23 protein-coding genes are annotated in these 22729 nt (G+C 60.2%); 16 read left to right on the top strand and 7 right to left on the bottom strand.

Going from position 1 to position 22729, the window contains the following annotated elements; translation table 11 throughout:
- The first annotated feature begins 4 nt into the window (after positions 1–4).
- The 3 genes from cysN (at position 5) to AAIE04_RS15940 (ending at position 2471) form a co-directional block, all read left to right on the top strand.
- Positions 5–1432, top strand: coding sequence for a sulfate adenylyltransferase subunit CysN (cysN, locus tag AAIE04_RS15950; RefSeq protein ID WP_498577324.1), 1428 nt, complete (start codon positions 5–7; stop codon positions 1430–1432).
- Positions 1371–2060 (top strand): adenylyl-sulfate kinase, encoded by a 690-nt coding sequence (gene cysC / locus AAIE04_RS15945; RefSeq protein WP_498577323.1) that lies wholly within the window; start codon positions 1371–1373, stop codon positions 2058–2060. Before cysN ends, cysC begins: the two co-directional genes overlap by 62 nt.
- 84 nt (positions 2061–2144) lie before the next feature.
- Entirely contained in the window at positions 2145–2471 is a 327-nt protein-coding gene (locus AAIE04_RS15940) for a DUF3561 family protein (RefSeq protein ID WP_004932611.1), read from the top strand.
- A gap of 52 nt (positions 2472–2523) precedes the next feature.
- On the opposite strand, the gene AAIE04_RS15935 is transcribed toward AAIE04_RS15940, so the two are convergent.
- From AAIE04_RS15935 to AAIE04_RS15925, 3 genes are all read right to left on the bottom strand, one after another.
- The gene (locus tag AAIE04_RS15935) at positions 2524–3246 is read right to left on the bottom strand and encodes an amino acid ABC transporter ATP-binding protein (RefSeq protein ID WP_197807424.1); all 723 of its coding nucleotides are present in this window, start codon (positions 3244–3246) and stop codon (positions 2524–2526) included.
- Entirely contained in the window at positions 3230–3949 is a 720-nt protein-coding gene (locus AAIE04_RS15930; RefSeq protein ID WP_498577407.1) for an amino acid ABC transporter permease, read from the bottom strand. The genes AAIE04_RS15935 and AAIE04_RS15930 overlap by 17 nt, the downstream gene beginning before the upstream one ends.
- 114 nt (positions 3950–4063) lie before the next feature.
- Entirely contained in the window at positions 4064–4834 is a 771-nt protein-coding gene (locus AAIE04_RS15925; protein WP_019455113.1) for a basic amino acid ABC transporter substrate-binding protein, read from the bottom strand.
- A 403-nt stretch (positions 4835–5237) separates the two neighbouring features.
- On the opposite strand from AAIE04_RS15925, the gene ftsB reads away from it, so the two are divergent.
- From ftsB to rpoS, 8 genes are all read left to right on the top strand, one after another.
- Positions 5238–5558 (top strand): cell division protein FtsB, encoded by a 321-nt coding sequence (ftsB, locus tag AAIE04_RS15920; RefSeq protein ID WP_016929043.1) that lies wholly within the window; start codon positions 5238–5240, stop codon positions 5556–5558.
- 3 nt (positions 5559–5561) lie between these two features.
- Complete coding sequence (ispD, locus tag AAIE04_RS15915) at positions 5562–6269, top strand: 2-C-methyl-D-erythritol 4-phosphate cytidylyltransferase (protein WP_019455114.1); 708 nt, start codon at positions 5562–5564, stop codon at positions 6267–6269.
- Between the two features lie 10 nt (positions 6270–6279).
- Positions 6280–6753 carry a 2-C-methyl-D-erythritol 2,4-cyclodiphosphate synthase gene (ispF, locus tag AAIE04_RS15910; protein ID WP_004932594.1) on the top strand — a complete coding sequence of 158 codons (474 nt, stop codon included), beginning with the start codon at positions 6280–6282 and terminating at the stop codon, positions 6751–6753.
- A 4-nt stretch (positions 6754–6757) separates the two neighbouring features.
- Positions 6758–7804 (top strand): tRNA pseudouridine(13) synthase TruD, encoded by a 1047-nt coding sequence (gene truD / locus AAIE04_RS15905; protein ID WP_498577322.1) that lies wholly within the window; start codon positions 6758–6760, stop codon positions 7802–7804.
- Entirely contained in the window at positions 7785–8546 is a 762-nt protein-coding gene (gene surE, locus AAIE04_RS15900; RefSeq protein ID WP_498577321.1) for a 5'/3'-nucleotidase SurE, read from the top strand. The genes truD and surE overlap by 20 nt, the downstream gene beginning before the upstream one ends.
- Entirely contained in the window at positions 8540–9166 is a 627-nt protein-coding gene (locus tag AAIE04_RS15895) for a protein-L-isoaspartate(D-aspartate) O-methyltransferase (RefSeq protein ID WP_019455117.1), read from the top strand. The genes surE and AAIE04_RS15895 overlap by 7 nt, the downstream gene beginning before the upstream one ends.
- Before the next feature lie 325 nt (positions 9167–9491).
- A complete protein-coding gene (nlpD, locus tag AAIE04_RS15890) occupies positions 9492–10490 on the top strand; it encodes a murein hydrolase activator NlpD (protein ID WP_019455118.1) in 999 nt (332 codons plus the stop codon).
- A gap of 54 nt (positions 10491–10544) precedes the next feature.
- Positions 10545–11543, top strand: coding sequence for an RNA polymerase sigma factor RpoS (gene rpoS, locus AAIE04_RS15885; protein WP_019455119.1), 999 nt, complete (start codon positions 10545–10547; stop codon positions 11541–11543).
- Between the two features lie 80 nt (positions 11544–11623).
- Here the strand turns inward: rpoS and mutS are convergent, their stop codons facing one another.
- The 4 genes from mutS to AAIE04_RS15865 form a co-directional block, all read right to left on the bottom strand.
- Positions 11624–14179: a DNA mismatch repair protein MutS gene (gene mutS / locus AAIE04_RS15880; protein WP_498577320.1), complete on the bottom strand. Its 2556-nt coding sequence runs from the start codon at positions 14177–14179 to the stop codon at positions 11624–11626.
- A gap of 309 nt (positions 14180–14488) precedes the next feature.
- The gene (locus AAIE04_RS15875) at positions 14489–15481 is read right to left on the bottom strand and encodes a Vgb family protein (protein WP_498577319.1); all 993 of its coding nucleotides are present in this window, start codon (positions 15479–15481) and stop codon (positions 14489–14491) included.
- 30 nt (positions 15482–15511) lie between these two features.
- A complete protein-coding gene (locus tag AAIE04_RS15870) occupies positions 15512–16483 on the bottom strand; it encodes an aldo/keto reductase (protein WP_498577318.1) in 972 nt (323 codons plus the stop codon).
- 12 nt (positions 16484–16495) lie between these two features.
- Positions 16496–17296: an SDR family NAD(P)-dependent oxidoreductase gene (locus AAIE04_RS15865; protein ID WP_498577317.1), complete on the bottom strand. Its 801-nt coding sequence runs from the start codon at positions 17294–17296 to the stop codon at positions 16496–16498.
- A 106-nt stretch (positions 17297–17402) separates the two neighbouring features.
- Between AAIE04_RS15865 and AAIE04_RS15860 the strand changes: the two genes are divergently transcribed.
- The 5 genes from AAIE04_RS15860 (at position 17403) to chbR (ending at position 22696) form a co-directional block, all read left to right on the top strand.
- A complete protein-coding gene (locus tag AAIE04_RS15860) occupies positions 17403–18296 on the top strand; it encodes a LysR family transcriptional regulator (RefSeq protein WP_498577316.1) in 894 nt (297 codons plus the stop codon).
- 415 nt (positions 18297–18711) lie between these two features.
- Complete coding sequence (locus tag AAIE04_RS15855) at positions 18712–19029, top strand: PTS sugar transporter subunit IIB (protein ID WP_004932561.1); 318 nt, start codon at positions 18712–18714, stop codon at positions 19027–19029.
- Positions 19030–19041: 12 nt separating this feature from the next.
- Complete coding sequence (chbC, locus tag AAIE04_RS15850; protein WP_063918187.1) at positions 19042–20403, top strand: PTS N,N'-diacetylchitobiose transporter subunit IIC; 1362 nt, start codon at positions 19042–19044, stop codon at positions 20401–20403.
- Between the two features lie 43 nt (positions 20404–20446).
- Positions 20447–21832, top strand: coding sequence for a glycoside hydrolase family 1 protein (locus tag AAIE04_RS15845; RefSeq protein ID WP_498577315.1), 1386 nt, complete (start codon positions 20447–20449; stop codon positions 21830–21832).
- A 15-nt stretch (positions 21833–21847) separates the two neighbouring features.
- Positions 21848–22696 carry a transcriptional regulator ChbR gene (chbR, locus tag AAIE04_RS15840; RefSeq protein ID WP_025159654.1) on the top strand — a complete coding sequence of 283 codons (849 nt, stop codon included), beginning with the start codon at positions 21848–21850 and terminating at the stop codon, positions 22694–22696.
- The last annotated feature ends 33 nt before the right edge of the window (positions 22697–22729 follow it).

Here is a 22729-nt window from a genome sequence, read left to right as displayed (position 1 = left end):
CCGGATGAACAACGCAATTGCACAACAAATCGCTGACCAGGGCGGCGTCGAATCCTATCTGCACGCGCAGCAGCACAAGAGCCTGCTGCGCTTTCTGACCTGCGGCAGCGTCGACGACGGCAAAAGCACCCTGATCGGCCGCCTGCTGCACGATACCCGCCAGATCTACGAGGATCAGCTGTCGACGCTGCACAGCGACAGCAAACGCATCGGTACCCAGGGCGAGAAACTCGATCTGGCGCTGCTGGTGGACGGCCTGCAGGCCGAACGCGAGCAGGGCATTACCATAGATGTGGCCTATCGCTATTTCTCGACCGAAAAGCGTAAATTTATCATCGCCGATACCCCGGGACACGAGCAGTACACCCGCAACATGGCCACCGGCGCCTCCACCTGCGATCTGGCGATCCTGCTGATCGACGCGCGCAAAGGGGTACTGGATCAGACTCGCCGCCACAGCTTTATCGCAACCCTGCTGGGCATTCGCCATCTGGTGGTCGCGGTAAACAAAATGGATCTGGTGGATTATCAGGAAGCGGTGTTCGAACAGTTCAAACAGGATTACCTGACCTTCGCCCAGCAGCTGCCGGGCGATCTGGATATCAAATTCGTGCCGCTGTCGGCGCTGGACGGCGACAACGTGGCGAGCGAAAGCGCCCATATGCCGTGGTACAGCGGCCCGACGTTGTTGGAAGTGCTCGAGAGCGTCGACGTGGTCAGCGAGCGTGAAAACCAGCCGCTGCGCTTCCCGGTGCAGTACGTCAATCGCCCGAACCTCGATTTTCGCGGCTATGCCGGCACGCTGTCCGCCGGCGTGGTGCGGGTGGGGCAACGGGTCAAGGTGCTGCCTTCCGGCGTGGAGTCCAGCGTGGCGCGCATCGTGACCTTCGACGGCGATCTGCAAGAGGCGGTGCCGGGCGAGGCGATTACGCTGGTGCTGAAGGATGAGGTGGACATCAGCCGCGGCGATCTGCTGGTCGATGCCGGCGAAAGCCTGCAGGCGGCGCAGAGCGCGCTGGTGGATGTGGTGTGGATGGCCGAGCAGCCGCTGGTGCCGGGCCAGAGCTACGACATCAAGATCGCCGGCAAAAAGACCCGCGCTCGCGTGGAGAACATCCGCCATCAGGTGGAGATCAATACGCTGGCGCAGCACCCGGCCGACACCCTGCCGCTCAACGGTATCGGGTTGGTTGAGCTGACCTTCGACGAACCGCTGGTGCTGGACAGCTACCAGAGCAACCACGACACCGGCGGGCTGATCTTCATCGATCGCATGAGCAACGTTACGGTCGGCGCCGGTCTGGTGCGTGAAACGCTGCAGGCCGCCTCGGCGGCGCGCGGCGAGTTCAGCGCCTTCGAGCTGGAGCTGAATGCGCTGGTGCGCAAGCACTTCCCGCACTGGGGTGCGCGCGATCTGCTCGGTGGCCAGTAAGGTGGCCGTGGAACTGAGGGCGAGCGGGCCGGACGATGAGAACGTGGTTTGGCATCCGCATGCGGTGACGCGTGCGGATCGCGAAGCGCGCAACGGCCACCGCGGCGTGGTGTTGTGGTTTACCGGGCTGTCCGGCTCGGGCAAATCCACCGTCGCCGGCGCGCTGGAGCAGGCATTACACGGTCTCGGTGTCAGCACCTATCTGCTGGACGGCGATAACGTGCGGCACGGCCTGTGTCGCGATCTCGGCTTCTCCGACGAGGATCGGCGCGAGAACATTCGCCGGGTGGGGGAGATGGCCAAACTGATGGTGGACGCCGGGCTGGTGGTGCTGACCGCGTTCATTTCGCCGCATCGCGCCGAGCGGCAGATGGTGCGCGAGATGCTCGGCGAGGAGCGCTTTATCGAGGTGTTCGTCGACACGCCGTTGGCGATCTGCGAGGCGCGCGATCCGAAGGGATTGTATAAGAAAGCGCGCGCCGGCGAGCTGCGCAATTTCACCGGTATCGACGCGGTTTACGAGGCGCCGCAACAGCCGGAAATTCACCTCGATGGCCAACAATTGGTAACAAATTTGATTGCGCAATTGTTAGACGTGTTGCGTGGTCAGGCTATTATCAAACCCTGAATTCAAAAAAAGCGTGTGGCGTTTTTCGCCATGCGCTTTTTACTCTAAGCCGCCGTAGAGCGAGCCGAATAACCAGGGATCACTATGCAAAATGTCACGCCTATCTTGATCGACTCCAAGCAGTCAAAACAGGAGAGAGAGGAGCCGTCTTATTCTTTCCTGGGCGGCGTCAGCGGCTTTGTTTTCTACTGGCTGGCGTTCGCGTTGCCGTTTCTGGTTTACGGTTCCAACACGCTGTTTTTCCTGCTCTATACCTGGCCGTTCTTCCTGGCGCTGATGCCGCTGTCAGTGCTGATCGGCATCACCCTCAGCATGCTGTTGCGCGGTCGTCTGATCCTGACGCTGCTGCTGACCGGCGCGATCGTGCTGTGCCTGTTCTGGCTGGTGTTCAGCTTCTTGACCGGGTGGTGAGAGAGCGGGCGCCGATGCCGGCGCCCGAAGGATTGCAAAGCCGTGCCGAAGGTTACAAAACTTTGCTCAGAAACGCCTGAGTGCGCGGATTGGCCGGCTGGCTGAAGATCTGCTGCGGCGCACCCTCCTCCTGAATGATCCCCTGATCGATAAACAGCACCCGGTCGGCCACCTCGCGGGCAAAGCCCATCTCATGCGTCACCACCACCATGGTCATGCCCTCGTGGGCCAGTGATTTCATCACCGCCAACACTTCGCCCACCAGCTCAGGATCGAGCGCGGAGGTCGGTTCGTCGAACAGCATGATCTTCGGCTCCATCGCCAGCGCGCGGGCGATCGCTACCCGCTGCTGCTGGCCGCCGGACAGGCTGTTGGGGTAGGCGTCGATCTTGTCGAGCAGGCCGACCTTGAGCAGCAGCTGTTCTGCTTGCGCGATAGCTTCGGCGCGCGGCTGTTTCTTCACGCTCATTGGCGCCATGATGATATTTTCCAACACCGTCATGTGCGGGAACAGATTGAAACGTTGGAATACCATGCCCACGCTTTCCCGCATCTTGTTCAGGTCGGTTTTCTGATCGTGGACGGCGAAACCGTTGACCTCGATCTCGCCGCCGGAGAGCGTCTCCAGCGCATTGATGCAGCGCAGGAAGGTGCTTTTGCCCGAGCCTGAAGGGCCGATGACGCACACCACTTCGTTGGCGGCGATCCGGCAGGAAATGCCGCGCAGCACGTGGCTTTCGCCGAACTGTTTTTGCAGATTATGTACGCGAATCACTTTTACCGAACCTCTTTTCCATGTTTTGCACCAGCAGCGAGAGCAGGAAGGTGATGACCCAATAGACCAGCGAAATGGTCAGATAGGGCTCCCAGTAGGTGGCGTAGGCGCCGGAGACGGTGCGGGCGGCATAGGCCAGATCCGCCAGGCCGATGGCGGAGGCCAGCGACGAATCCTTGACGATGGCGATGGCGTTGTTGCCCAGCGGCGGCAACATGCGGCGGAAAGCCTGCGGCAGGATCACCTGGCGCATGGTCTTGCCATAGCTCATGCCCAGCGAACGCGAGGCCTCCATCTGGCCGCGGTCGATCGACTGGATCCCGGCGCGAAAGATCTCCGAGACATAAGCGCCGGCATTGAGCGTGATCGCCACCACGCAGGAGAGAAAGGCGCCGTAGTCGGCGCGCAGCGCACGGGCGAAATCGACGCTCATCAGGCCGCTGGTGACCAGCAGGCCGTCGCGCGGATTGATGAACAACGGCACCAGCGCAAAGTGCACCACCATGATCTGCACAAACAGCGGCGTGCCGCGAAAGGCGCTGATGTAGATGCGCACCGGCCACTGAACGCCGTAACGCAGGATGGGTTTCCAGATGCCGTGCGGCGCCTGCGCCAGGCGGCCCAGCCCGAGGATCAATCCCCAGGTGGTGCCCAGCAGCACGCAGATAATGGTGCATTTGATGGTCATCCAGGCGCCTTCCATAAACAGCGGCGCGTATTCCTGGATGATCTCCCAGCGGAAGTTCAAGGGGTATTCCTTCTTGGTAGGCTGAAACGGTGGTGCGCCGGCGGCCTGGTGGGCGCCGGCGACAGGGGATTATTCCGCCGGCAGCGTCGGTACGTTGCTGTCGAACCAGGTTTGGTAGATCTTGGCGTAGGTGCCGTCGGCAACGATCTTCTTCAGGCCGGCGTTGATCTTGTTGCGTAGCTCATCGTTGCCCTTGGCGACGGCGATGCCGAAATACTGGCGTTCGAACTTGGCGTCGGGCACCAGCTTGAAGGCTTTCTCCGGGTGAGTTTTGATATAGAACTTGGCTACGCCGACGTCGCCGACCGCCGCGCCGATGCCGTCTTCATACAGCTCCTGCAGCATCAGCGGGGTATTGTCGAAGCGCTTGATGGCGGTGCTGTTCTTGCCCAGCACGTCGGACACCACGATGTCGCCGGTGCTGGAGTTCACTACGCCGACCTTCAGCGCTTTCAGCGCGGCGATGGAGTCCACCTTCGAGTCTTGCGGCACGACGATGGCCTGCTCAGCCGGGAAGTAAGGCGCAGAGAAATCAACCATCTGCTTGCGCTTATCGGTGATGGTGATGCCGGAAATGATGATATCGCGATCGCCGGAGTTCAGCGTGGCGAAGATGCCTTCCCATGGCGTATTGATCAGTTTGATCTGGAAGCCCTCGGCCTTGGCTACCGCTTTGATGATGTCGATGTCGAAACCTTCCAGCTGCTTTTGACTGTTTTCAAATTCGAACGGCCGATAGGTGCCGCCGGAGCCGACGACATAGGTAGGTTCAGCCGCCAACGCGGCGGTGGAGAAGGTGGCGGCCAGGCAGGCGCCGATCAGAACTAAACGTTTTAACATCGCGATCCCCGATAATGAAAGGTTATATATTGGAATTATTTATGCACTATGAGTGCATAAAAATAAGCCCATGTAAATGAAAGTGCAACCGCTGCATGATGATTATTATTTCTATGGTGTTAAATATTCACTTTTGGCACGGTAACGGCGAAAGCGATGGGGCAGAGGGCGGCGGTATAGTGATTCTTGCTGCATAATGGGAAAAAGACAGTGTGCGCCTTACCGGAAAACACGTCGCGCACGCCGGGCAAAAGGGGCTTTTTTTGCCGCTTTGGCAGCGGAATTAGGCTATAAACTCGAGAACCCTTCATCCGTATTCTGAATTTGGCGTTGAAATGCCGCTCTCAGTGTGGAGTCCAACGAGAAGTTGTGGGATGATTGGTCGGTTTTTCAGGGGGCGGAGATGGGAAAACTTACGCTGCTATTGCTGGCATTGCTCGGTTGGTTACAGTATTCACTGTGGCTGGGCAAAAATGGTATTCACGATTACGTGCGGGTCAATGAAGACGTTGCGGTCCAACAGGGCAACAACGCTAAGTTGAAAGCGCGTAACGATCAGCTGTTTGCCGAAATCGATGATTTGAACGGCGGTCAGGAAGCGATCGAAGAGCGAGCGCGTAATGAACTGGGCATGATCAAGCCCGGTGAGACTTTCTATCGTCTGGTTCCTGACCAATCCAGACGCAACGCGGCGTCTTCCTCGCAAAATAACGCACAAAAATAACGCATGAATCACTCCGCAGGCACCTTTCCCTCGGTGATTGCCGTCTTGCCCGCTGCCGGTATCGGCAGCCGCATGCAGGCGGAATGCCCGAAGCAATATTTAACCATCGGCCGGCACAGCATCGTCGAACACGCCATCCACGCCCTGTTGCGCCACCCGCGCATTGAGCGGGTGATCGTGGCGATCGGCCCGGAAGATCGTCAGTTCGAACGGTTGCCGATCGCCCAGGATCCGCGGGTGATCGTCACCGAGGGCGGCAAACAGCGCGCCGATTCGGTGATGGCCGGGCTGAAGCTGGCGGGCGATGCGGACTGGGTGCTGGTGCATGACGCCGCGCGCCCCTGCCTGCACGCCGACGATCTTGAACGCCTGCTGGCGATCACCGCGCACAGTAAGGTCGGCGGCATACTCGCCGCGCCGGTGCGTGACACCATGAAGCGCGCCGAACCCGGCCGCGAAACCATCGCCCATACCGTCGAACGGCAGGATCTGTGGCACGCGCTGACGCCGCAGCTGTTTCCGCTGCCGCTGCTCAAACAGTGCCTGCAACGCGCGCTGGATGAAGGCGCGAACGTCACCGACGAAGCCTCGGCGCTGGAGCATTGCGGTTATCATCCGCTGCTGGTCGCCGGGCGGGCGGACAATATTAAAGTAACGCGGCCGGAAGATTTGGCGCTGGCGGCGTTCTATTTGACCCAGTTAGACAATTAAGGAGCGCACCATGCGTATCGGTCACGGTTTTGACGTACATAAATTCGGCGGCGAAGGCCCGTTGGTGATCGGTGGCGTTCGCATCCCTTACGACAAAGGTTTGCTGGCCCATTCCGACGGCGATGTTGCGCTGCACGCCGCAACCGACGCCTTGTTGGGCGCGGCGGCGCTGGGCGATATCGGCAAGCTGTTCCCCGATACCGATCCGGCGTTCAAAGGCGCCGACAGCCGCGAGCTGCTGCGCGAAGCCTGGAAACGCATTCGTGCCAAAGGCTATCGCCTTGGCAACCTCGATATCACCATCATCGCCCAGGCGCCGAAAATGGCGCCGCACATCCCGCAGATGCGCGTTTTCCTGGCGGAAGATCTGCAGTGCCATATGGATGACGTCAACGTGAAGGCCACGACGACCGAGCAGCTCGGCTTCACCGGGCGCGGCGAGGGCATCGCCTGCGAAGCGGTCGCCTTGCTGATCAAGGAATAACGGTATGGATATGGCGAATCTGACCTGGCTGCATGGCCGCCCGCAGAGCACCGGGGTGCTGAAAGCCAATCCGGAAGATTTCGTGGTGGTGGAAGACCTGGGTTTTGCACCGGACGGCGAAGGCGAGCACGTGCTGGTGAACATCCGTAAAAACGGCTGCAATACCCAGTTCGTGGCCGACTATCTGGCGCGCTTCGCCGGCATTCACGCCCGTTCCGTCAGCTATGCGGGCTTGAAGGATCGTCACGCGGTGACCGAACAGTGGTTCTGCCTGCATATGCCGGGCAAGGAAACGCCGGACTTCTCCCGCTTTACGCTGGAAGGCTGCGAGGTGCTCTCGCATGCCCGTCACCTGCGCAAGATGCGCATCGGCACTCTGAAGGGCAACCACTTTACGCTGGTGCTGCGCCAGATTTCCGATCGGCAGGACGTGGAGCGCCGCTTGCAGGCGATCGCAGCGCAGGGCGTGCCGAACTACTTTGGCAGCCAGCGTTTCGGCCGCGGCGGCAACAACCTGGTGATGGCGCGCCGCTGGGCGAATGACGAAATCCGCGTCAAAGAGCGCAGTAAACGCAGCTTCTACCTGTCCGCCAGCCGTAGCGCGCTGTTCAATCAGATTGCCGGCCGGCGCCTGGCCGATGGACTGCAGCGCACCGTGCTGGAAGGGGATGCCCTGCAGCTGAGTGGGCGCGGCAGCTGGTTCGTTGCCAAAGCCGATGAGCTTGAGACGTTGCAGCAACGGCTGGATGCCGGCGAGCTGGCGATCACGGCGCCCTTGCCGGGTGACGGCGAGCCGGGCACCGCCGGCCAGGTATTGGCTTTTGAACAACAATGCTTGGCGGAACAACCGGAATTGCTTACGCTTTTAAAGCGCGAGCGTGTCGAACCCGCTCGTCGGGCCCTGCTGCTGCAGCCGCAAAATATGCTGTGGAACTGGTGGGATGACGTTACCGTGGAGCTGCGTTTCTGGTTGCCGGCAGGCAGCTTCGCGACCAGCGTGGTTCGCGAGATCATGCAGCAGGATGACAGCGATGCGGATATTACTGAGTAACGATGACGGCGTTAGCGCCCCGGGCATTCAGGCGTTGGCGGCGGCGCTGCGGGAGTTCGCCGAGGTGCAAGTGGTGGCGCCGGATCGTAACCGCAGCGGCTCTTCCAATGCCCTGACGCTGGAGTCGCCGCTGCGTACGCAGACGCTGGCCAACGGCGATATCGCGGTGCTGCAGGGGACGCCGACCGACTGTGTCTATCTTGGCGTCAACGCGCTGATGCGCCCGGCGCCGGACATCGTGGTCTCCGGCATCAACGCCGGGCCGAATTTGGGCGACGACGTCATCTATTCCGGCACCGTCGCGGCGGCGATGGAGGGGCGGCACCTGGGGCTGCCCGCGCTGGCGGTGTCGCTGAACGGCCATCAGCACTATGCGACCGCCGCCGTCATTACCTGCCGCATCCTGCGCGCGTTGCAGCGCGAGCCGTTGCGTACCGGAAAAATCCTGAATATCAACGTGCCGGATCTGCCGCTGGCGGAGATCAAAGGCCTGCGCGTCACCCGCTGCGGCAGCCGCCATCCCGCCGATAAGGTCTTCTGCCAGCAGGATCCGCGCGGACAAAATCTCTACTGGATCGGGCCGCCTGGTGATAAATTTGATGCCGGGCCGGATACCGACTTTGCGACGGTGGAACAAGGCTATGTGGCGATCACGCCGCTGCAGGTGGATTTGACTGCCTACGCGGCGCAGGAAGTCGTGAAAACATGGTTAACCAAGGCAGAGGTTAGCGGGGAATGGTGAACAAGCGTATGCAAACATTGCTGACGCAGCTGCGGCAGCAGGGGATCCGGGACGAAAAGTTGCTGCAGGCGATCGAAGCGGTGCCGCGCGAACGTTTTGTCGACGAGGCGCTGGATCACAAGGCCTACGAAAATACCGCGCTGCCGATCGGTTCCGGCCAGACCATCTCCCAGCCTTATATGGTGGCGCGCATGACCGAACTGCTGAACCTGACGCCCACTTCGAGGGTGCTGGAGATTGGCACCGGTTCCGGTTATCAAACCGCCATTCTGGCGCATCTGGTGCAACACGTTTGTTCCGTCGAACGCATCAAAGGGTTGCAATGGCAGGCCAAGCGCCGTCTGAAGCAGCTCGATCTCCATAATGTTTCCACCCGCCACGGCGACGGCTGGCAAGGCTGGGCGTCGCGTGGTCCGTTCGATGCAATCATCGTCACTGCAGCGCCGCCGGAAATTCCGCAGGCGCTGGTGGAGCAATTGGACGACGGCGGCATTTTGGTGCTGCCGGTCGGCGAGCAGGCCCAAACCCTCAAACGCATTCAGCGGCATGGCAACGAATTCGTTGTCGACGCGGTGGAAGCGGTGCGTTTTGTACCGCTGGTGAAAGGCGAATTGGCCTAGCGATTGTCTGATTTTTAGACCGCCCGCAAAATCTGTTGCACTTTCATCACGTCCGGATAAGGTTTTCTCGTTCCAATCAGGCTAATTTTCACTAGAATTGGCCTTTCTACGTAGTTGTCTTATGGTGCGACATCGCCAATGTGGTTAGCATTGGCGCGCATTTTGATGCTCCGGCGGGAGATAACCTGGCGTTCAGGGATCGGCCGGCGGCGCCTTTGCATCGCAGAAACTGGGAAGTGGCAAAAGCTCGGCTACGATGTAAAGGGTATTTTGGATATATCACTGATATTGCTGTCATGGGGGAAGCATGAGCACGGGAAGCCCAATGATTACGTTACGCCGGGTAGCGGTGTGTACGATGGTAAGTTTGTGGTTGGCGGGGTGTACGAATACTGCCTCGACGTCGGCCCCTATCAGCAGCGTGGGCGGCGGCGGCGCCGTTCCATCCGGAAATAATAATGGCGGAGCGCAGCAGGTCAGCCCAGAAGGCCGCATTGTCTACAACCGCAGTTATAACGCCATTCCTAAAGGGAGCTACAGCGGCGGCGACACCTATACGGTCAAGCGCGGCGATACGCTGTTTTACATCGCCTGGATCACCGGCAACGATTTCCGCGACCTGGCGCAGCGCAACAATATTCCCGAGCCGTACAGCCTGAATGTTGGCCAAACCATTCAGCTTGGTAATGGTTCTGCCAACGGCGGCGGCGGTATGCTGGCGACGACAGACGCCACCAAAGGCGGCGTTCCGAAGCCACCTTCCACTACCCAGATCCAGACGGCAACGGTTGATTCTCAATCAACTAACGCGTATTCTGAAAACTCGGGTAAACAGAATGTAGGTAAGATGTTACCTGCAGCGGGTGCCGCAGCGGTTGGGACCGCGACTGCGCCTGTTACCGCACCGGAAGCCGCTCCACCAGTGAGCAGCACCGTCAGCAACAGTTCTCCGGTCAGCACTTGGAGATGGCCGACTGACGGTAAGATTATTGATAACTTTTCCTCATCAGAAGGTGGGAATAAGGGCGTCGATATCGCCGGTTCCCGTGGGCAGCCTATCTTCGCTACCGCCGATGGCCGCGTAGTGTATGCAGGCAACGCTTTACGGGGTTACGGTAATCTAATCATCATCAAACACAATGATGATTACCTGAGCGCCTACGCTCATAACGACACAATGCTGGTCCGGGAACAACAAGAAGTGAAGGCGGGTCAAAAAATAGCCACCATGGGTAGCTCCGGTACCAGTTCAGTACGTTTGCATTTTGAAATTCGTTACAAGGGGAAATCCGTAAACCCGCTGCGTTATCTTCCGCAGCGATAGATTGGGCAGAATACGCTGAGATTCTGCTCGCGGTATCACGGGTAGGAGCAGCATATGAGCCAAAATACGCTGAAAGTTAACGAGTTACATGATGATGCGGATTTCGACGAGAATGGAGCTGAGGCTGAGTCGTTTGATGAAAAAGCGCTGGTAGAAGAAGAGGCCAGCGAGAACGATTTAGCGGAAGAAGAGCTGTTGTCTCAAGGCGTTACGCAACGCGTATTGGATGCGACGCAGCTCTATCTGGGCGAGATCGGTTATTCCCCTCTGCTGACCGCAGAGGAAGAAGTCTATTTTGCGCGGCGTGCTCTGCGCGGTGACGTGCCGTCCCGCCGCCGCATGATTGAAAGCAACCTGCGGCTGGTAGTGAAAATTGCCCGCCGCTACAGCAACCGCGGTCTGGCGCTGCTGGATCTGATCGAAGAGGGTAACCTCGGTCTAATTCGCGCAGTGGAAAAATTTGACCCGGAACGTGGTTTCCGCTTCTCCACTTATGCAACCTGGTGGATCCGTCAGACGATTGAGCGGGCGATCATGAACCAAACCCGTACCATTCGTTTGCCTATCCATATCGTCAAAGAACTGAATGTCTATCTGCGCACCGCGCGCGAGCTATCTCATAAACTGGATCATGAACCGAGCGCTGAAGAGATTGCCGAGCAACTCGACAAGCCGGTAGATGACGTCAGCCGCATGCTGCGCCTGAATGAGCGCATCACCTCGGTGGATACGCCGCTGGGCGGGGATTCGGAGAAAGCGCTGCTGGACATTCTGGCCGACGAAAAGGACAACGGGCCTGAAGACACCACGCAAGATGACGATATGAAGCAAAGCATCGTCAAATGGTTGTTCGAACTGAACGCCAAACAGCGTGAAGTGTTGGCGCGTCGTTTCGGCCTGCTGGGCTATGAAGCGGCGACGCTGGAAGACGTGGGCCGGGAGATTGGCCTGACGCGTGAACGCGTCCGTCAGATTCAGGTTGAAGGTCTGCGCCGCCTGCGTGAGATCCTGCAGATGCAGGGTCTGAGCATTGAGGCGCTGTTCCGCGAATAACGCCGGTTGTTGAACCGCATCAAATAAAAACGGTGAGCATGACGCTCACCGTTTTTTTATGCCTGCGTTTATCGCCTCAACTACACCATATTTTTCAGCCGGTAGAGCCATTCCAGCGCCTGGCGCGGTGACAGGGAATCCGGATCCAGCGCCTCCAGAGCTTCTACCGCCGGCGAAGTCTCTTCCTGCAGCAGCGTCATCTGGGTGGCATCGACGCTGCCCGATGCGGTGTGGCTGGAGATAGACTCCAGTTCGCGCAGCTTCTGGCGGGCGCGCTTGATGACGTCGCGCGGCACGCCGGCCAGCGCGGCGACCGCCAGGCCATAGCTTTTGCTGGCGGCGCCGTCCTGCACGGTGTGCATGAAGGCGATGGTGTCGCCGTGTTCAAGCGCGTCCAGATGCACGTTGACCACGCCTTCCATTTTCTCCGGCAGGGTCGTCAGCTCGAAGTAGTGGGTGGCGAACAGCGTCATTGCCTTGATGCGGTTAGCCAGGTTCTCGGCGCAGGCCCAGGCCAGCGACAGGCCGTCGTAGGTGGAGGTACCGCGGCCGATCTCATCCATCAACACCAGGCTGTGCTCGGTGGCGTTGTGCAGGATGTTGGCGGTTTCCGTCATCTCCACCATGAAGGTGGAGCGGCCGGAAGCCAGATCGTCCGCCGCGCCGACGCGGGTGAAGATGCGATCCACCGGGCCGATGGTGGCCTTGGTAGCCGGCACATAGCTGCCGATGTGCGCCATCAGCACGATCAGCGCCGTTTGCCGCATATAGGTGCTTTTACCACCCATGTTAGGGCCGGTGATGATCAGCATGCGACGCTGTGGCGACAGGGTGAGCGGGTTGGAGATAAACGGCTCGCTCAGCACCTGCTCCACCACCGGGTGGCGGCCTTCGTTAATACGGATCCCCGGCTGCTCGCTCATGGTCGGGCAGGCGTAGTTCAGGGTATCGGCGCGCTCGGCCAGGTTGGCCAGCACGTCCAGCTCGGCCAGCGCGGCGGCGCTTTGTTGCAGTTCCGCCAGGTGCGGCAGCAGCAGATCGAACAACTCGTCGTACAGGCTTTTCTCGATCGCCAGCGCCTTACCCTTGGAGGTGAGTACTTTGTCTTCGTACTCTTTCAGTTCCGGGATGATGTAGCGCTCGGCATTTTTCAGCGTCTGGCGGCGCACATAGTGGATCGGCACCAGGTGGCTTTGGCCGCGGCTGACCTGAATGTAGTAGCCGTGTACGCCGTTGAAGCCGACCTTGAGCGTATCCAGCCCCAGCTTTTCACGCTCGCGGATCTCCAGCCGGTCGAGGTAGTCGCTGGCACCGTCCGCCAGCGCGCGCCACTCGTCCAACTCGCTGTTGTAGCCGGGGGCGATCACGCCGCCGTCGCGCACCAGCACCGGTGGTGATTCAATGACCGCGCGTTCCAACAATTCGCGCAGTTCGTCGAACTGGCCCACCTGCGACAGCAGCTGCTGCACGTGCGGCGTCTCTACGTCTTGCAGCAGCGCGCGGATGTCCGGCAACTGTTGGAAAGCATGGCGCATGCGCGCCAGATCGCGCGGACGGGCGGTACGTAGCGCCAGACGCGCCAAAATACGTTCCTGATCGCCTACCTGGCGCAGCGAAGGCTGCAGATCCACGAACAGCTCCTGCAATGCGCCGATCGCCTGCTGGCGGGCAGTCAGGACCTTGATATCGCGGGTTGGCATGTGCAGCCAGCGTTTCAGCATGCGGCTGCCCATCGGCGTCACCGTGCGATCGAGGATCGCCGCCAGCGTGTTGTCGCTGCCGCCGGACAGGCTCTGCGTCAGCTCCAGATTGCGGCGGGTGGCGGCGTCCATGATGATGCCGTCCTGCTGGCGCTCCATGGTGATGCCGCGAATGTGCGGCAGCGAAGTGCGTTGGGTATCTTTGACGTACTGCAGCAGACAGCCTGCGGCGCGCAGCGCCTGGTGCGCCTGCTCGACGCCAAAGCCGGTCAGATCGCGGGTGCCGAACTGCAGGTTGAGCTGCTGGCGTGCGGTCTCCAGTTCGAATTCCCACAGCGGGCGGCGGCGCAGGCCGTGGCGCTGTTCGATCAGCGCCATTTGTTCGAAGGTTTCCGGGTAGAGCAACTCGGCCGGATTGGTGCGCTGCAGCTCGGCGGCCATGGTTTCCAGATCCTGCGGCTCGGCGACGCGGAAGCGGCCGGAGCTGACGTCCAGGGTGGCGTAACCGAAGCCGCGCGCGTCTTGCCAGATCGCCGCCAGCAGGTTGTCCTGGCGTTCTTGCAGCAGCGCTTCGTCGGTGATGGTGCCTGGGGTGACGATGCGCACCACTTTGCGCTCGACCGGCCCTTTGCTGGTGGCCGGATCGCCGATTTGTTCGCAGATGGCGACGGATTCGCCGAGCTGCACCAGCTTGGCCAGATAGTTCTCCACCGCGTGGTGTGGCACGCCGGCCATCGGGATCGGTTCGCCCGCCGAGGCGCCACGTTTGGTCAGCGAGATATCCAGCAGTTGGGAAGCGCGCTTGGCGTCGTCGTAAAACAGCTCGTAGAAGTCACCCATGCGGTAGAACAGCAGGATTTCAGGATGCTGGGCCTTGAGGCGCAGGTATTGCTGCATCATCGGCGTGTGCGAATCGAGTTTATCGGTGCTATTCATGCGATTATTTTTCCAATCCATTGAATGTAAAGGTCACTGTGATTTTCATTGTCGTCATTCGCTATCACATTGTTTCAGCAGGCGTCGCCCCATTCAGCGCTTGGCGGGCGGCGCAAATCAAGTCATCAAAACGCCAAACGGCGTGTTCAAACCCAAGGTTTGCACAGACGCTTATACTAGCCCAGCGGGCAATCGGCTGTCACAGGTAAAAATGGGAAGCGCTGCGCAAGGCGGGTTGGTAACGAAGCGAGATTGTCGTTCGTCTGCGGGCAACAACGCAAGTCGCCGCCCGCAGAGGCGGCGCAGAGTTTATTGTGCGACGGTGAGAGGCAAGGGCAGTTGATAGAGGCGGAAGCTGTCGGGCACGTCAGTTTCATGGCCGGGCAGCAGGCGGTGGCGGATGCGCGACTCGCTGACGAAGGCGCAGCCTTGCGGGGTGATAGTCAGGTTGACCGGCGATTCCATGCCTTCGCGCAAGACCTCAAGCTGGTGCATACCTGCCGCCTTCGGCAACGCGATCCGCAGGATCCGCCCGTGGCCGCTCTGGATCGCGTTTTCCAGCACGATCAGCGCGCCGTCCGGTGCCAACCCCATTCCGTCCGGGTTTTCGATGAGGCGCGGCAGCTGCATTTCCGTCAGCTGCGGCTGGGGATCGTTATAGCTGAGGGTGTAGAGCTTACCGGTACCGAAATTGGCGACTGCCATCAGCCGATCGTCGAGCAGCACGATCCCGGCGGCGCCCAGCCCGCTAGGGGCCGCTAACTGCGGATCCTGAAACAGCGTACTGAATGCCGTCTCGCCTGGCCGCAGGCGCAGAATGCCGCCGCCGCGGGTTTCCGTCACGTACACCGTACCGTCTGCGCCGAGCACGATATCGTTGCCCATTTCGCCCGCCGGCAGCGCCAGGCTGCGGTCGAGCGTGCCATCCGCGACGTTCAGCGCGTAGATGCGGTTGGCTCGCGCTTTGCCGCCGGAGAGGAAGTCCGGCGAATTGCCCCACAGCAGCCCGCGTTTTTCGTCCAGCCTCAGCGCGTTTGAGGCGAACACCGTGTCAGCGCCGGGGAAAAAGGTTTCCCACGCTTTACCCGGCCGTTTACGCAGCACATTGCCGCTGGTGACAAAGCCGACATACAGGGTGCCGTCCGCCGCGCGGGCGATGCCGTTGGGGTAAAGCGCGCCGGGCGGCAGCGTCATGCTGCTTGCGGCGCAAGCTGCGCTGATGGCGGCCTGTGCCGGAACGCTAAGGGGAAGTGTGGTGGCGAGGGTGAACAACACCGCTCGCACGGTAACAGCGTATGACATGTCTTCTCTCCTGCAATGAAGGCAAATGGGCTACCAGCGCTCGGGGCGGGCAACGCGCGCGATAGGCGCCTCCAGCGCGGCCACGTCTTCCGGCGATAGCCTGAGGGTGAGCGCTGCCAGCGCATCCTGCAGATGATGCGGCTTGGACATGCCCACCAGCGGCGACGCCACGCCGGGTTTGGCCAACAGCCAGGCCAGCGCGATCTGTGCCGGAGGAACGCCGTGCGCGGCGGCCACCTCCGCTACCGCAGCGACGGTACGCTCAACTTCGTCTCTGCCGCCGTACCAACGGGGTGCCTGTTCGTCGGTGGCGGCGCGCAGCGTGCCGGCCGTGCCTGAACCGGCCAGCACGCCGCGGGCCAGCGGCGACCAGGGCGTCAGGCCGAGCCCCTCTTCCAGACACAGCGGGATCAGCTCCTCTTCGTCTTCACGCGTCACCAGGTTGTATTGGCTCTGCAGCGAAATAAACGGCGCCAGGCGGTGCTGACGTTGAAAGGCCAGCATTTTCATCAGGCGCCAGGCATGCAGTGAAGACGCACCGAGATAGCGGATCTTGCCCGCCCGCACCAGGGCGTCGAGGGTGTCGGCGGTTTCTTCGAACGGCGTTTCGGTGTCGAAGCGGTGCAGCACGAACAGATCGAGGTAATCCGTCCCCAATCTCTGCAAAGAGGCGTCGACGCTGTGCAACAGGTGCTTGCGCGACAGCCCCCGGCTGTTCGGCTGCGCATCCATCGGGAAGTAGGCCTTGGTGGCGATCACTACGTCTTCACGACGGGCGAACGCTTTCAGTGCGTGGCCGAGGAGACGCTCGCTTTCTCCGTCGGAGTAAATGTTGGCGGTATCGAAGAAATTGATGCCCGCTTCCAGCGCTTCGCGGATAAAGGGGCGCGCCTCGTCTTCCTTCAGCACCCAGGGGCGCCAGGCCGGATCGCCGTAGGTCATGCAGCCCAGGCAGAGGCGGGACACCTTCAGGCCGCTGTCGCCAAGCCGAACGTAGTTCATGGCGTCGCCTCCTCAGCGCATGCCGGCGATGGTGTAACCGCCGTCCACCAGCAGGCTTTGGCCGGTGATGAAGCGGGCCTCGTCCGTCGCCAGCCACAATGCCACATCGCCGATATCTTCCGATTCGCCCAGGCGGCCGGCGGGCGTATGGGCGATAAAGGGCGCGAACGCCGCGCTGTCGGCCACGCTGCTGCGCGCCATCGGCGTGTCGATGATGCCGGGGTTGATGTTGTTGACGCGGATGCCCTGGCCGCTGTATTCGAGCGCCACTGCGCGGATCATCGCATCGAGCGCCCCTTTGCTGGCGGAGTAGCTTGATGAACCGGTCAGTGCGCCGTGGGTCAGCCAGGAGGAGGTGTTGATGATCACGCCGCCCGAGCGTTGAGCCAGGAAGGTTTCAATCTCGTATTTCATCGCCAGCCAGACGCCTCTGAGGTTAATGGCGATAACCCGGTCAAAATCTTCGCTGGTCTGTTCGGTGATGGGGGCGAAGTTGCCGATGATGCCGGCGTTGTTGAAGGCGACGTCGAGCCGGCCGTAATGGGCGGTCACCGCGGCGAGCAGCCGGCGGATATCACCCTCCTGGGCGACGTCGGTCACGATGGGCAGGGCGTCGCCGCCGGCCAACGCGATATCGCGCGCCGTGGCTTCGATCTCCGCCGCGCGCCGGCCGGCCAACGCCACTTTGGCGCCCTCGCGGGCATAGGCCAGCGCTGCGGCGCGGCCGATGCCGGTGCCGCCGCCGCTCACCAGTACGACTTTATCCGCCAGCCTGCGCGGCGTTTCATGAGTTGGAGCTGTAGCATTAATCATCGCATCGATACCTGGTAATGGGTTCGATCGCAATGCTATGTTGTTAGATGACGGATAACTATCCGCTAAAAATTCATCTCACTATTAGATAATTTATATTAATAGCATGAAGAAACCCGAACTGTCCGGCCTGGCGGCCTTCGTGGCTATTGCCAGTGAACGCAGCTTCCGCCGCGCCGCCGCTCGGCTGGGCGTAACGCCGCCGACGCTGACCCACACCTTGCGCGAACTGGAAGCGCAGGTGGGCATTCGCCTGCTGAACCGCACCACCCGCAACGTCTCGCCGACAGAAGCCGGCGAGCATCTGCTGGCGCAGCTGGTGCCGGCCTTTACCGATATCGACGCCGCGCTGGAGAGCCTGAATGCGTTTCGCGACGGGCCGCGCGGCCTGGTGCGCATCAACGCGCCGCGTTCGGCCATCGAGCTCGCCATCGTGCCGCTTCTGGGGCGCTTGGCCAGCGAGTACCCCGGCATTACGCTGGAAGTGGTGGCGGACGAGGGGTTCGCCAACATCGTCGAACAAGGCTTTGACGCCGGTATCCGGCTCGGTGAGGATCTGCACAACGATATGCGCGCGGTGCGCGTGACGCCAGATCTGCGTTTTGCCATCGTCGCCACGCCGGACTATTTTCAACGGCATGGCGAACCGGCGCACCCGCAGGATTTGCTGCAGCATCGCTGCATCGGTTGGCGCAAGGCCTCTTCGGGCGAGCGCTACAAATGGGCGTTTCAGCAGGGCGAGCAGCGATTTTCCGTGGCGGTCAACAGCCCGCTGATCGTGGATGACGCCAGACTGTTGCTGCAGGCGGCGTTGGCGCACGTCGGCATCGCTTTCGCCATCGAGCAGGAGGTGGAAGAACACCTGGCGAGCGGGCGGCTGCGGCGAGTGTTGGCCGACTGGTGCGCGCCGTTTCCCGGTTTTTACCTCTATTATCCCAATCGTAGAAATCACCCCGTGGCGTTGACCACGGTGATCGAGTTGCTGCGTCTGCCCATGTAATCCTCCCCACGCCACCGCGTGCGGGATGGCAGGGGGGAATCAAGCCTGAACTATTTTTATATCCTCTCCATTTGTTCCGGCTCAAATAAACCCTTAAATTCCCAGCGCGTTTATAACTTGCTGTTTATAATTGCTATTTGAGTATTTATTGCGAATATTCTGAGTTTTTATCGGTTATTTGAGAGCCCGGTCACACTATTTTTTTGTGCGAAATGTGAAGAGGGTCAATCCACCAGGTCAATGAGAGACGGTTATTTCTCCTCCTGGCTTACCGATCCGTTTTTCATGCTCCGTATACTGTCCGTAACCAGGGCAACGTGACGGAAATTTTCATAAGGAATGTGCGTGAAGCAATCGTGATTGCATCTGGCATACAAATAACACGGGGTTTTTTTGATTATCTGAGGTGCTTGGTATGGAAAAGAAAAAAATCTATCTGTTTTGTTCTGCCGGTATGTCCACTTCCCTGTTGGTATCAAAAATGAAGGCGCAGGCCGAGAAATATGAAGTGCCGGTGATCATCGCCGCTTACCCGGAAGCGCTGGCCGCCGAGAAGGGCGTTGAAGCGGATCTGATCCTGCTGGGGCCGCAGATCGCCTACACCTTGCCGGAAGTGCAAAAACAGCTGCCCAACAAACCTGTGGAAGTCATCGATCCGCTGCTGTACGGCAAGGTCGATGGGCTGGGCGTATTGAAGGCCGCGGTGGCCGCCATCAAGAAAGCCAACCAATAACAGGAGGCCGCCGTGAATACCCTCATTGCCTCGCTCGAGAAGGTTATCCTGCCTTTCGCCGTAAAAATCGGTAAGCAGCCCCACGTCAACGCCATCAAGAACGGCTTTATCCGCCTGATGCCGCTGACCTTGACCGGGGCGATGTTCGTGTTGATCAACAACGTGTTCCTCAGCTTCGGTGAGGGATCGTTCTTCTATTCGTTGGGCGTGAGGTTGGACGCCTCCACCATCGAGACGCTTAACGGCCTGAAGAGCATCGGCGGCAGCGTTTACAACGGTACGCTGGGGATCATGTCCCTGATGACGCCGTTCTTTATCAGCATGGCGTTGGCCGAAGAGCGCAAGGTCGATCCGCTGGCCTCGGCGCTGCTGGCGGTGGCGGCCTTCATGACCGTCACGCCGTTCAACGTCGGCGAGGCCTATGCGGTGGGCGCCAACTGGCTGGGCGGCGCCAACATCATTTCCGGTATGGTGATCGGGTTGGCGGTGGCTGAGATGTTTGCTTTCATCGTGCGGCGCAACTGGGTGATCAGCCTGCCGGACAGCGTGCCGGCTTCGGTGTCGCGCTCTTTCTCGGCGCTGATCCCCGGCTTCATCATCCTCTCCATCATGGGGCTGGTGGCGTTCGCGCTGGCGCATTGGGGCACCAACTTCCACCAGATCATCATGGACGGCATTTCGGCGCCGCTGGCCAAGATGGGCAGCGTGGTGGGTTGGGTGTACGTGCTGTTCTCTTCGCTGCTGTGGTTCTTTGGGGTGCACGGCTCCATGGCGCTGGCGGCGCTGGACAGCGGCATCATGACGCCGTTCGCGCTGGAAAACGTGGAGCTGTACAACAAATACGGTTCGGTCGAAGCGGCGGTGGCCGCCGGTAAAGAGTTCCACATGTGGGCGAAACCGTTCGTCGACTCCTATATCTACCTCGGTGGCACCGGCTCGACGCTGGGCCTGATCATCGCCATCTTCATCGCTTCGCGCCGCGAGGATTACCGCCAGGTCGCCAAGTTGGCGACACCATCCGGCATTTTCCAGATCAACGAGCCGATCCTGTTCGGCCTGCCGGTGATCATGAACCCGGTGATGTTCATTCCGTTTATTCTGGTGCAGCCGGTGCTGACCATTATCACCTCGCTGGCTTATTACTCCGGGCTGATCCCGCCGATCACCAACATCGCGCCCTGGACCATGCCGGTCGGCCTGGGGGCGTTCTTCAACACCAACGGCAGCATCATGGCCATGTTGCTGAGCCTGTTCAACCTGGCGGTCGCCACCGTGATTTACCTGCCGTTCGTGGCGATCTCCAACAAGGCGCAGAGCCAGATCGATGCGGCGACAGAAAGCGAAGAAGACATCGCCAACGCGCTGAAATTCTAACTGTGGAACGGGGCGGCGCGGCCGCCCCGCGAGGGACGCGAATATGGAATATCAATTTGCCGACGGGTTCTGGTGGGGCAGCGCCACCTCCGCGCCGCAGTCTGAAGGGGCGGCCGCGCGGGACGGCAAGAGCCGCAACATCTTCGACTATTGGTACGAGATCGCGCCCGAGCGCTTTCACGATCGGGTGGGGCCGGCTGAGGCCTCGACCTTTTATGACCATTTCCGCACCGACATCGGGCTGCTCAAAACGTTGGGCCACAATACCTTCAGAACGTCGATCTCGTGGTCGCGGCTGATCCCGGACGGCGACGGCGAGGTGAACCCGCAGGCGGTGGCTTTCTATAACGCGATGATCGACGAGCTGCTGGCGCAGGGCATCACCCCGTTTATCAATCTCTATCACTTCGATATGCCGCTGTGCATGCAGCAGCGCGGCGGCTGGGAAAGCCGGGCGGTGGTCGAAGCCTACGCGCGTTACGCCGATACCTGTTTCGGCCTGTTTGGCGATCGGGTCACCCACTGGTTCACCTTCAACGAGCCGATCGTGCCGGTGGAGGCCGGTTACCTGAATGACTTGCACTACCCTTGCGTGGTGGACTTCAAACGGGCGGTCACCGTGGCGTATCACAGCGTACTGGCGCATGCCATGGCGGTGCAGCGTTTCAGAGCGCGCGGGTTGCCGGGGAGCATCGGCATCATTCTGAATCTGAGCCCGACCTATCCGCGCTCCGATGCGCCGGAGGATCTGCAGGCCGCACACGATGCCGATCTGCTGCTCAATCGCAGCTTTCTCGATCCGGTCGCCAAGGGACGTTATCCGACGGCGCTGCTGTACCTGTTGGAGCAGCATGGGCTGATGCCGCACTGCGAGCCGCAGGACGCGCAGCTGATCGAAGGCGGTGTGGTGGATATCCTCGGCGTCAACTACTACCAGCCGCGCAGGGTGCAGGCGAAAGAGGGGCGTTGCGCCGCGGGGCCAATCGCATCGCCGGAGGATTTGTTCAGCTACTATGCAATGCCGGGCCGCAAAATCAATCCGCATCGCGGCTGGGAGATCTATGAGAAGGGGTTGTACGACATCCTGATGGATCTGAAAGAGAACTACGGCAATCTGCCTTGTTATATTTCGGAAAACGGCATGGGCGTCGAGGGCGAAGAAGCGTTTATCGGCGCAGATGGGCGGGTGGAAGACGACTACCGCATCGACTTTATTCGCGAGCACCTGAAGTGGTTACACCGCGCGCTGGCGGAAGGTTCGCAATGCAAGGGCTATCATCTGTGGACCTTTATCGACTGCTGGTCCTGGTTGAACGCCTACAAGAATCGGTATGGGCTGGTGCGGCTGGATCGGGCGGATCAGCGGCGCACCATCAAGAAAAGCGGTTACTGGTTTGCCGAGGCGGCCAGACGCAACGGATTTGACTAACGGGAGGCCGGCGCCGTGTCCGATAACCGAATTTCACTGAGCGCAAACGACGTGAAGCTGATTCGCGAGCAGGATTTCTTTAACTGCAAAGATTTTCACCTGTTTATCTACAACAAGGTGGAAAGCGCCACCGGGCTGCATCAGCACGACTATTACGAGTTCACCATCGTGCTGAGCGGCAAATGCTATCAGGAGATCAACGGCAAACGGGTGCTGCTGGAACGGGGGGATTTCGTCTTTATTCCTATCGGTTCCTACCACCAGAGCTTTTACGAGTTCGGCGCGACGAAAATCTTCAACGTGGCGGTCAGTAAAGCGTTCTTTGAAGAGCATTACTTGCAACAGCTGCCGCGTTGTTTCGTCGCCTCGCAGGCCTACAGCCTGAGAAGCGAGTTTTTGGCCTATATCGAATCGGTGGTGAGTTCGCCGCAGTTTCGCGAGGACGACTTCGCCGAATTCCTCGAAACATTGACCTTCTACGTGATCAGCCGCATCCGACATTATAAAGAAGAAAACGACGGCGGCGATGATATCCCGCAGTGGCTGAAGAACACCCTGGCCGGCATGCATGACAAGGCGATGTTCGGCGAAAAGGCGTTGGCGAACATGGTGGCGCTGTCGGGGAAAACTCAGGAGTACCTGACCCGGGCGATGCGGCGCTACTATCAGAAGACGCCGATGCAGGTGATCAATGAGATCCGCATCAACTTCGCCAAGACGCAGCTGGAGGTCACCAACTATTCGGTCTCCGACATCGCCTTTGATTCCGGCTATGGCGATGTCAGCCTGTTCATTAAAAACTTCAAGCGGCTCACCGACGTGACCCCAGGCAACTACCGAAAAAAGTGTTACGGCCCTCTTTAGGGCCGCTCCCGATCAGTATCAACGCCGATATGC

This window comes from Serratia sp. Ae19-1 (assembly GCF_059801225.1).
Note: the sequence above shows the minus strand (reverse complement) of the source record. Positions and strands in the feature narration are given on the sequence as shown.

Excerpts from the sequence above, each read along its gene's own strand:
- cysN (WP_498577324.1), top strand. The coding sequence starts at position 5 with ATGAACAACGCAATTGCACAACAAATCGCTGACCAGGGCGGCGTCGAA.
- cysC (WP_498577323.1), top strand. The coding sequence starts at position 1,371 with ATGCGCTGGTGCGCAAGCACTTCCCGCACTGGGGTGCGCGCGATCTGC.
- AAIE04_RS15940 (WP_004932611.1), top strand. The coding sequence starts at position 2,145 with ATGCAAAATGTCACGCCTATCTTGATCGACTCCAAGCAGTCAAAACAG.
- AAIE04_RS15930 (WP_498577407.1), bottom strand. The coding sequence starts at position 3,949 with ATGGAAGGCGCCTGGATGACCATCAAATGCACCATTATCTGCGTGCTG.
- AAIE04_RS15925 (WP_019455113.1), bottom strand. The coding sequence starts at position 4,834 with ATGTTAAAACGTTTAGTTCTGATCGGCGCCTGCCTGGCCGCCACCTTC.
- ftsB (WP_016929043.1), top strand. The coding sequence starts at position 5,238 with ATGGGAAAACTTACGCTGCTATTGCTGGCATTGCTCGGTTGGTTACAG.
- ispD (WP_019455114.1), top strand. The coding sequence starts at position 5,562 with ATGAATCACTCCGCAGGCACCTTTCCCTCGGTGATTGCCGTCTTGCCC.
- ispF (WP_004932594.1), top strand. The coding sequence starts at position 6,280 with ATGCGTATCGGTCACGGTTTTGACGTACATAAATTCGGCGGCGAAGGC.
- truD (WP_498577322.1), top strand. The coding sequence starts at position 6,758 with ATGGATATGGCGAATCTGACCTGGCTGCATGGCCGCCCGCAGAGCACC.
- surE (WP_498577321.1), top strand. The coding sequence starts at position 7,785 with ATGCGGATATTACTGAGTAACGATGACGGCGTTAGCGCCCCGGGCATT.
- AAIE04_RS15895 (WP_019455117.1), top strand. The coding sequence starts at position 8,540 with ATGGTGAACAAGCGTATGCAAACATTGCTGACGCAGCTGCGGCAGCAG.
- nlpD (WP_019455118.1), top strand. The coding sequence starts at position 9,492 with ATGATTACGTTACGCCGGGTAGCGGTGTGTACGATGGTAAGTTTGTGG.
- rpoS (WP_019455119.1), top strand. The coding sequence starts at position 10,545 with ATGAGCCAAAATACGCTGAAAGTTAACGAGTTACATGATGATGCGGAT.
- mutS (WP_498577320.1), bottom strand. The coding sequence starts at position 14,179 with ATGAATAGCACCGATAAACTCGATTCGCACACGCCGATGATGCAGCAA.
- AAIE04_RS15875 (WP_498577319.1), bottom strand. The coding sequence starts at position 15,481 with ATGTCATACGCTGTTACCGTGCGAGCGGTGTTGTTCACCCTCGCCACC.
- AAIE04_RS15870 (WP_498577318.1), bottom strand. The coding sequence starts at position 16,483 with ATGAACTACGTTCGGCTTGGCGACAGCGGCCTGAAGGTGTCCCGCCTC.
- AAIE04_RS15865 (WP_498577317.1), bottom strand. The coding sequence starts at position 17,296 with ATGATTAATGCTACAGCTCCAACTCATGAAACGCCGCGCAGGCTGGCG.
- AAIE04_RS15860 (WP_498577316.1), top strand. The coding sequence starts at position 17,403 with ATGAAGAAACCCGAACTGTCCGGCCTGGCGGCCTTCGTGGCTATTGCC.
- AAIE04_RS15855 (WP_004932561.1), top strand. The coding sequence starts at position 18,712 with ATGGAAAAGAAAAAAATCTATCTGTTTTGTTCTGCCGGTATGTCCACT.
- AAIE04_RS15845 (WP_498577315.1), top strand. The coding sequence starts at position 20,447 with ATGGAATATCAATTTGCCGACGGGTTCTGGTGGGGCAGCGCCACCTCC.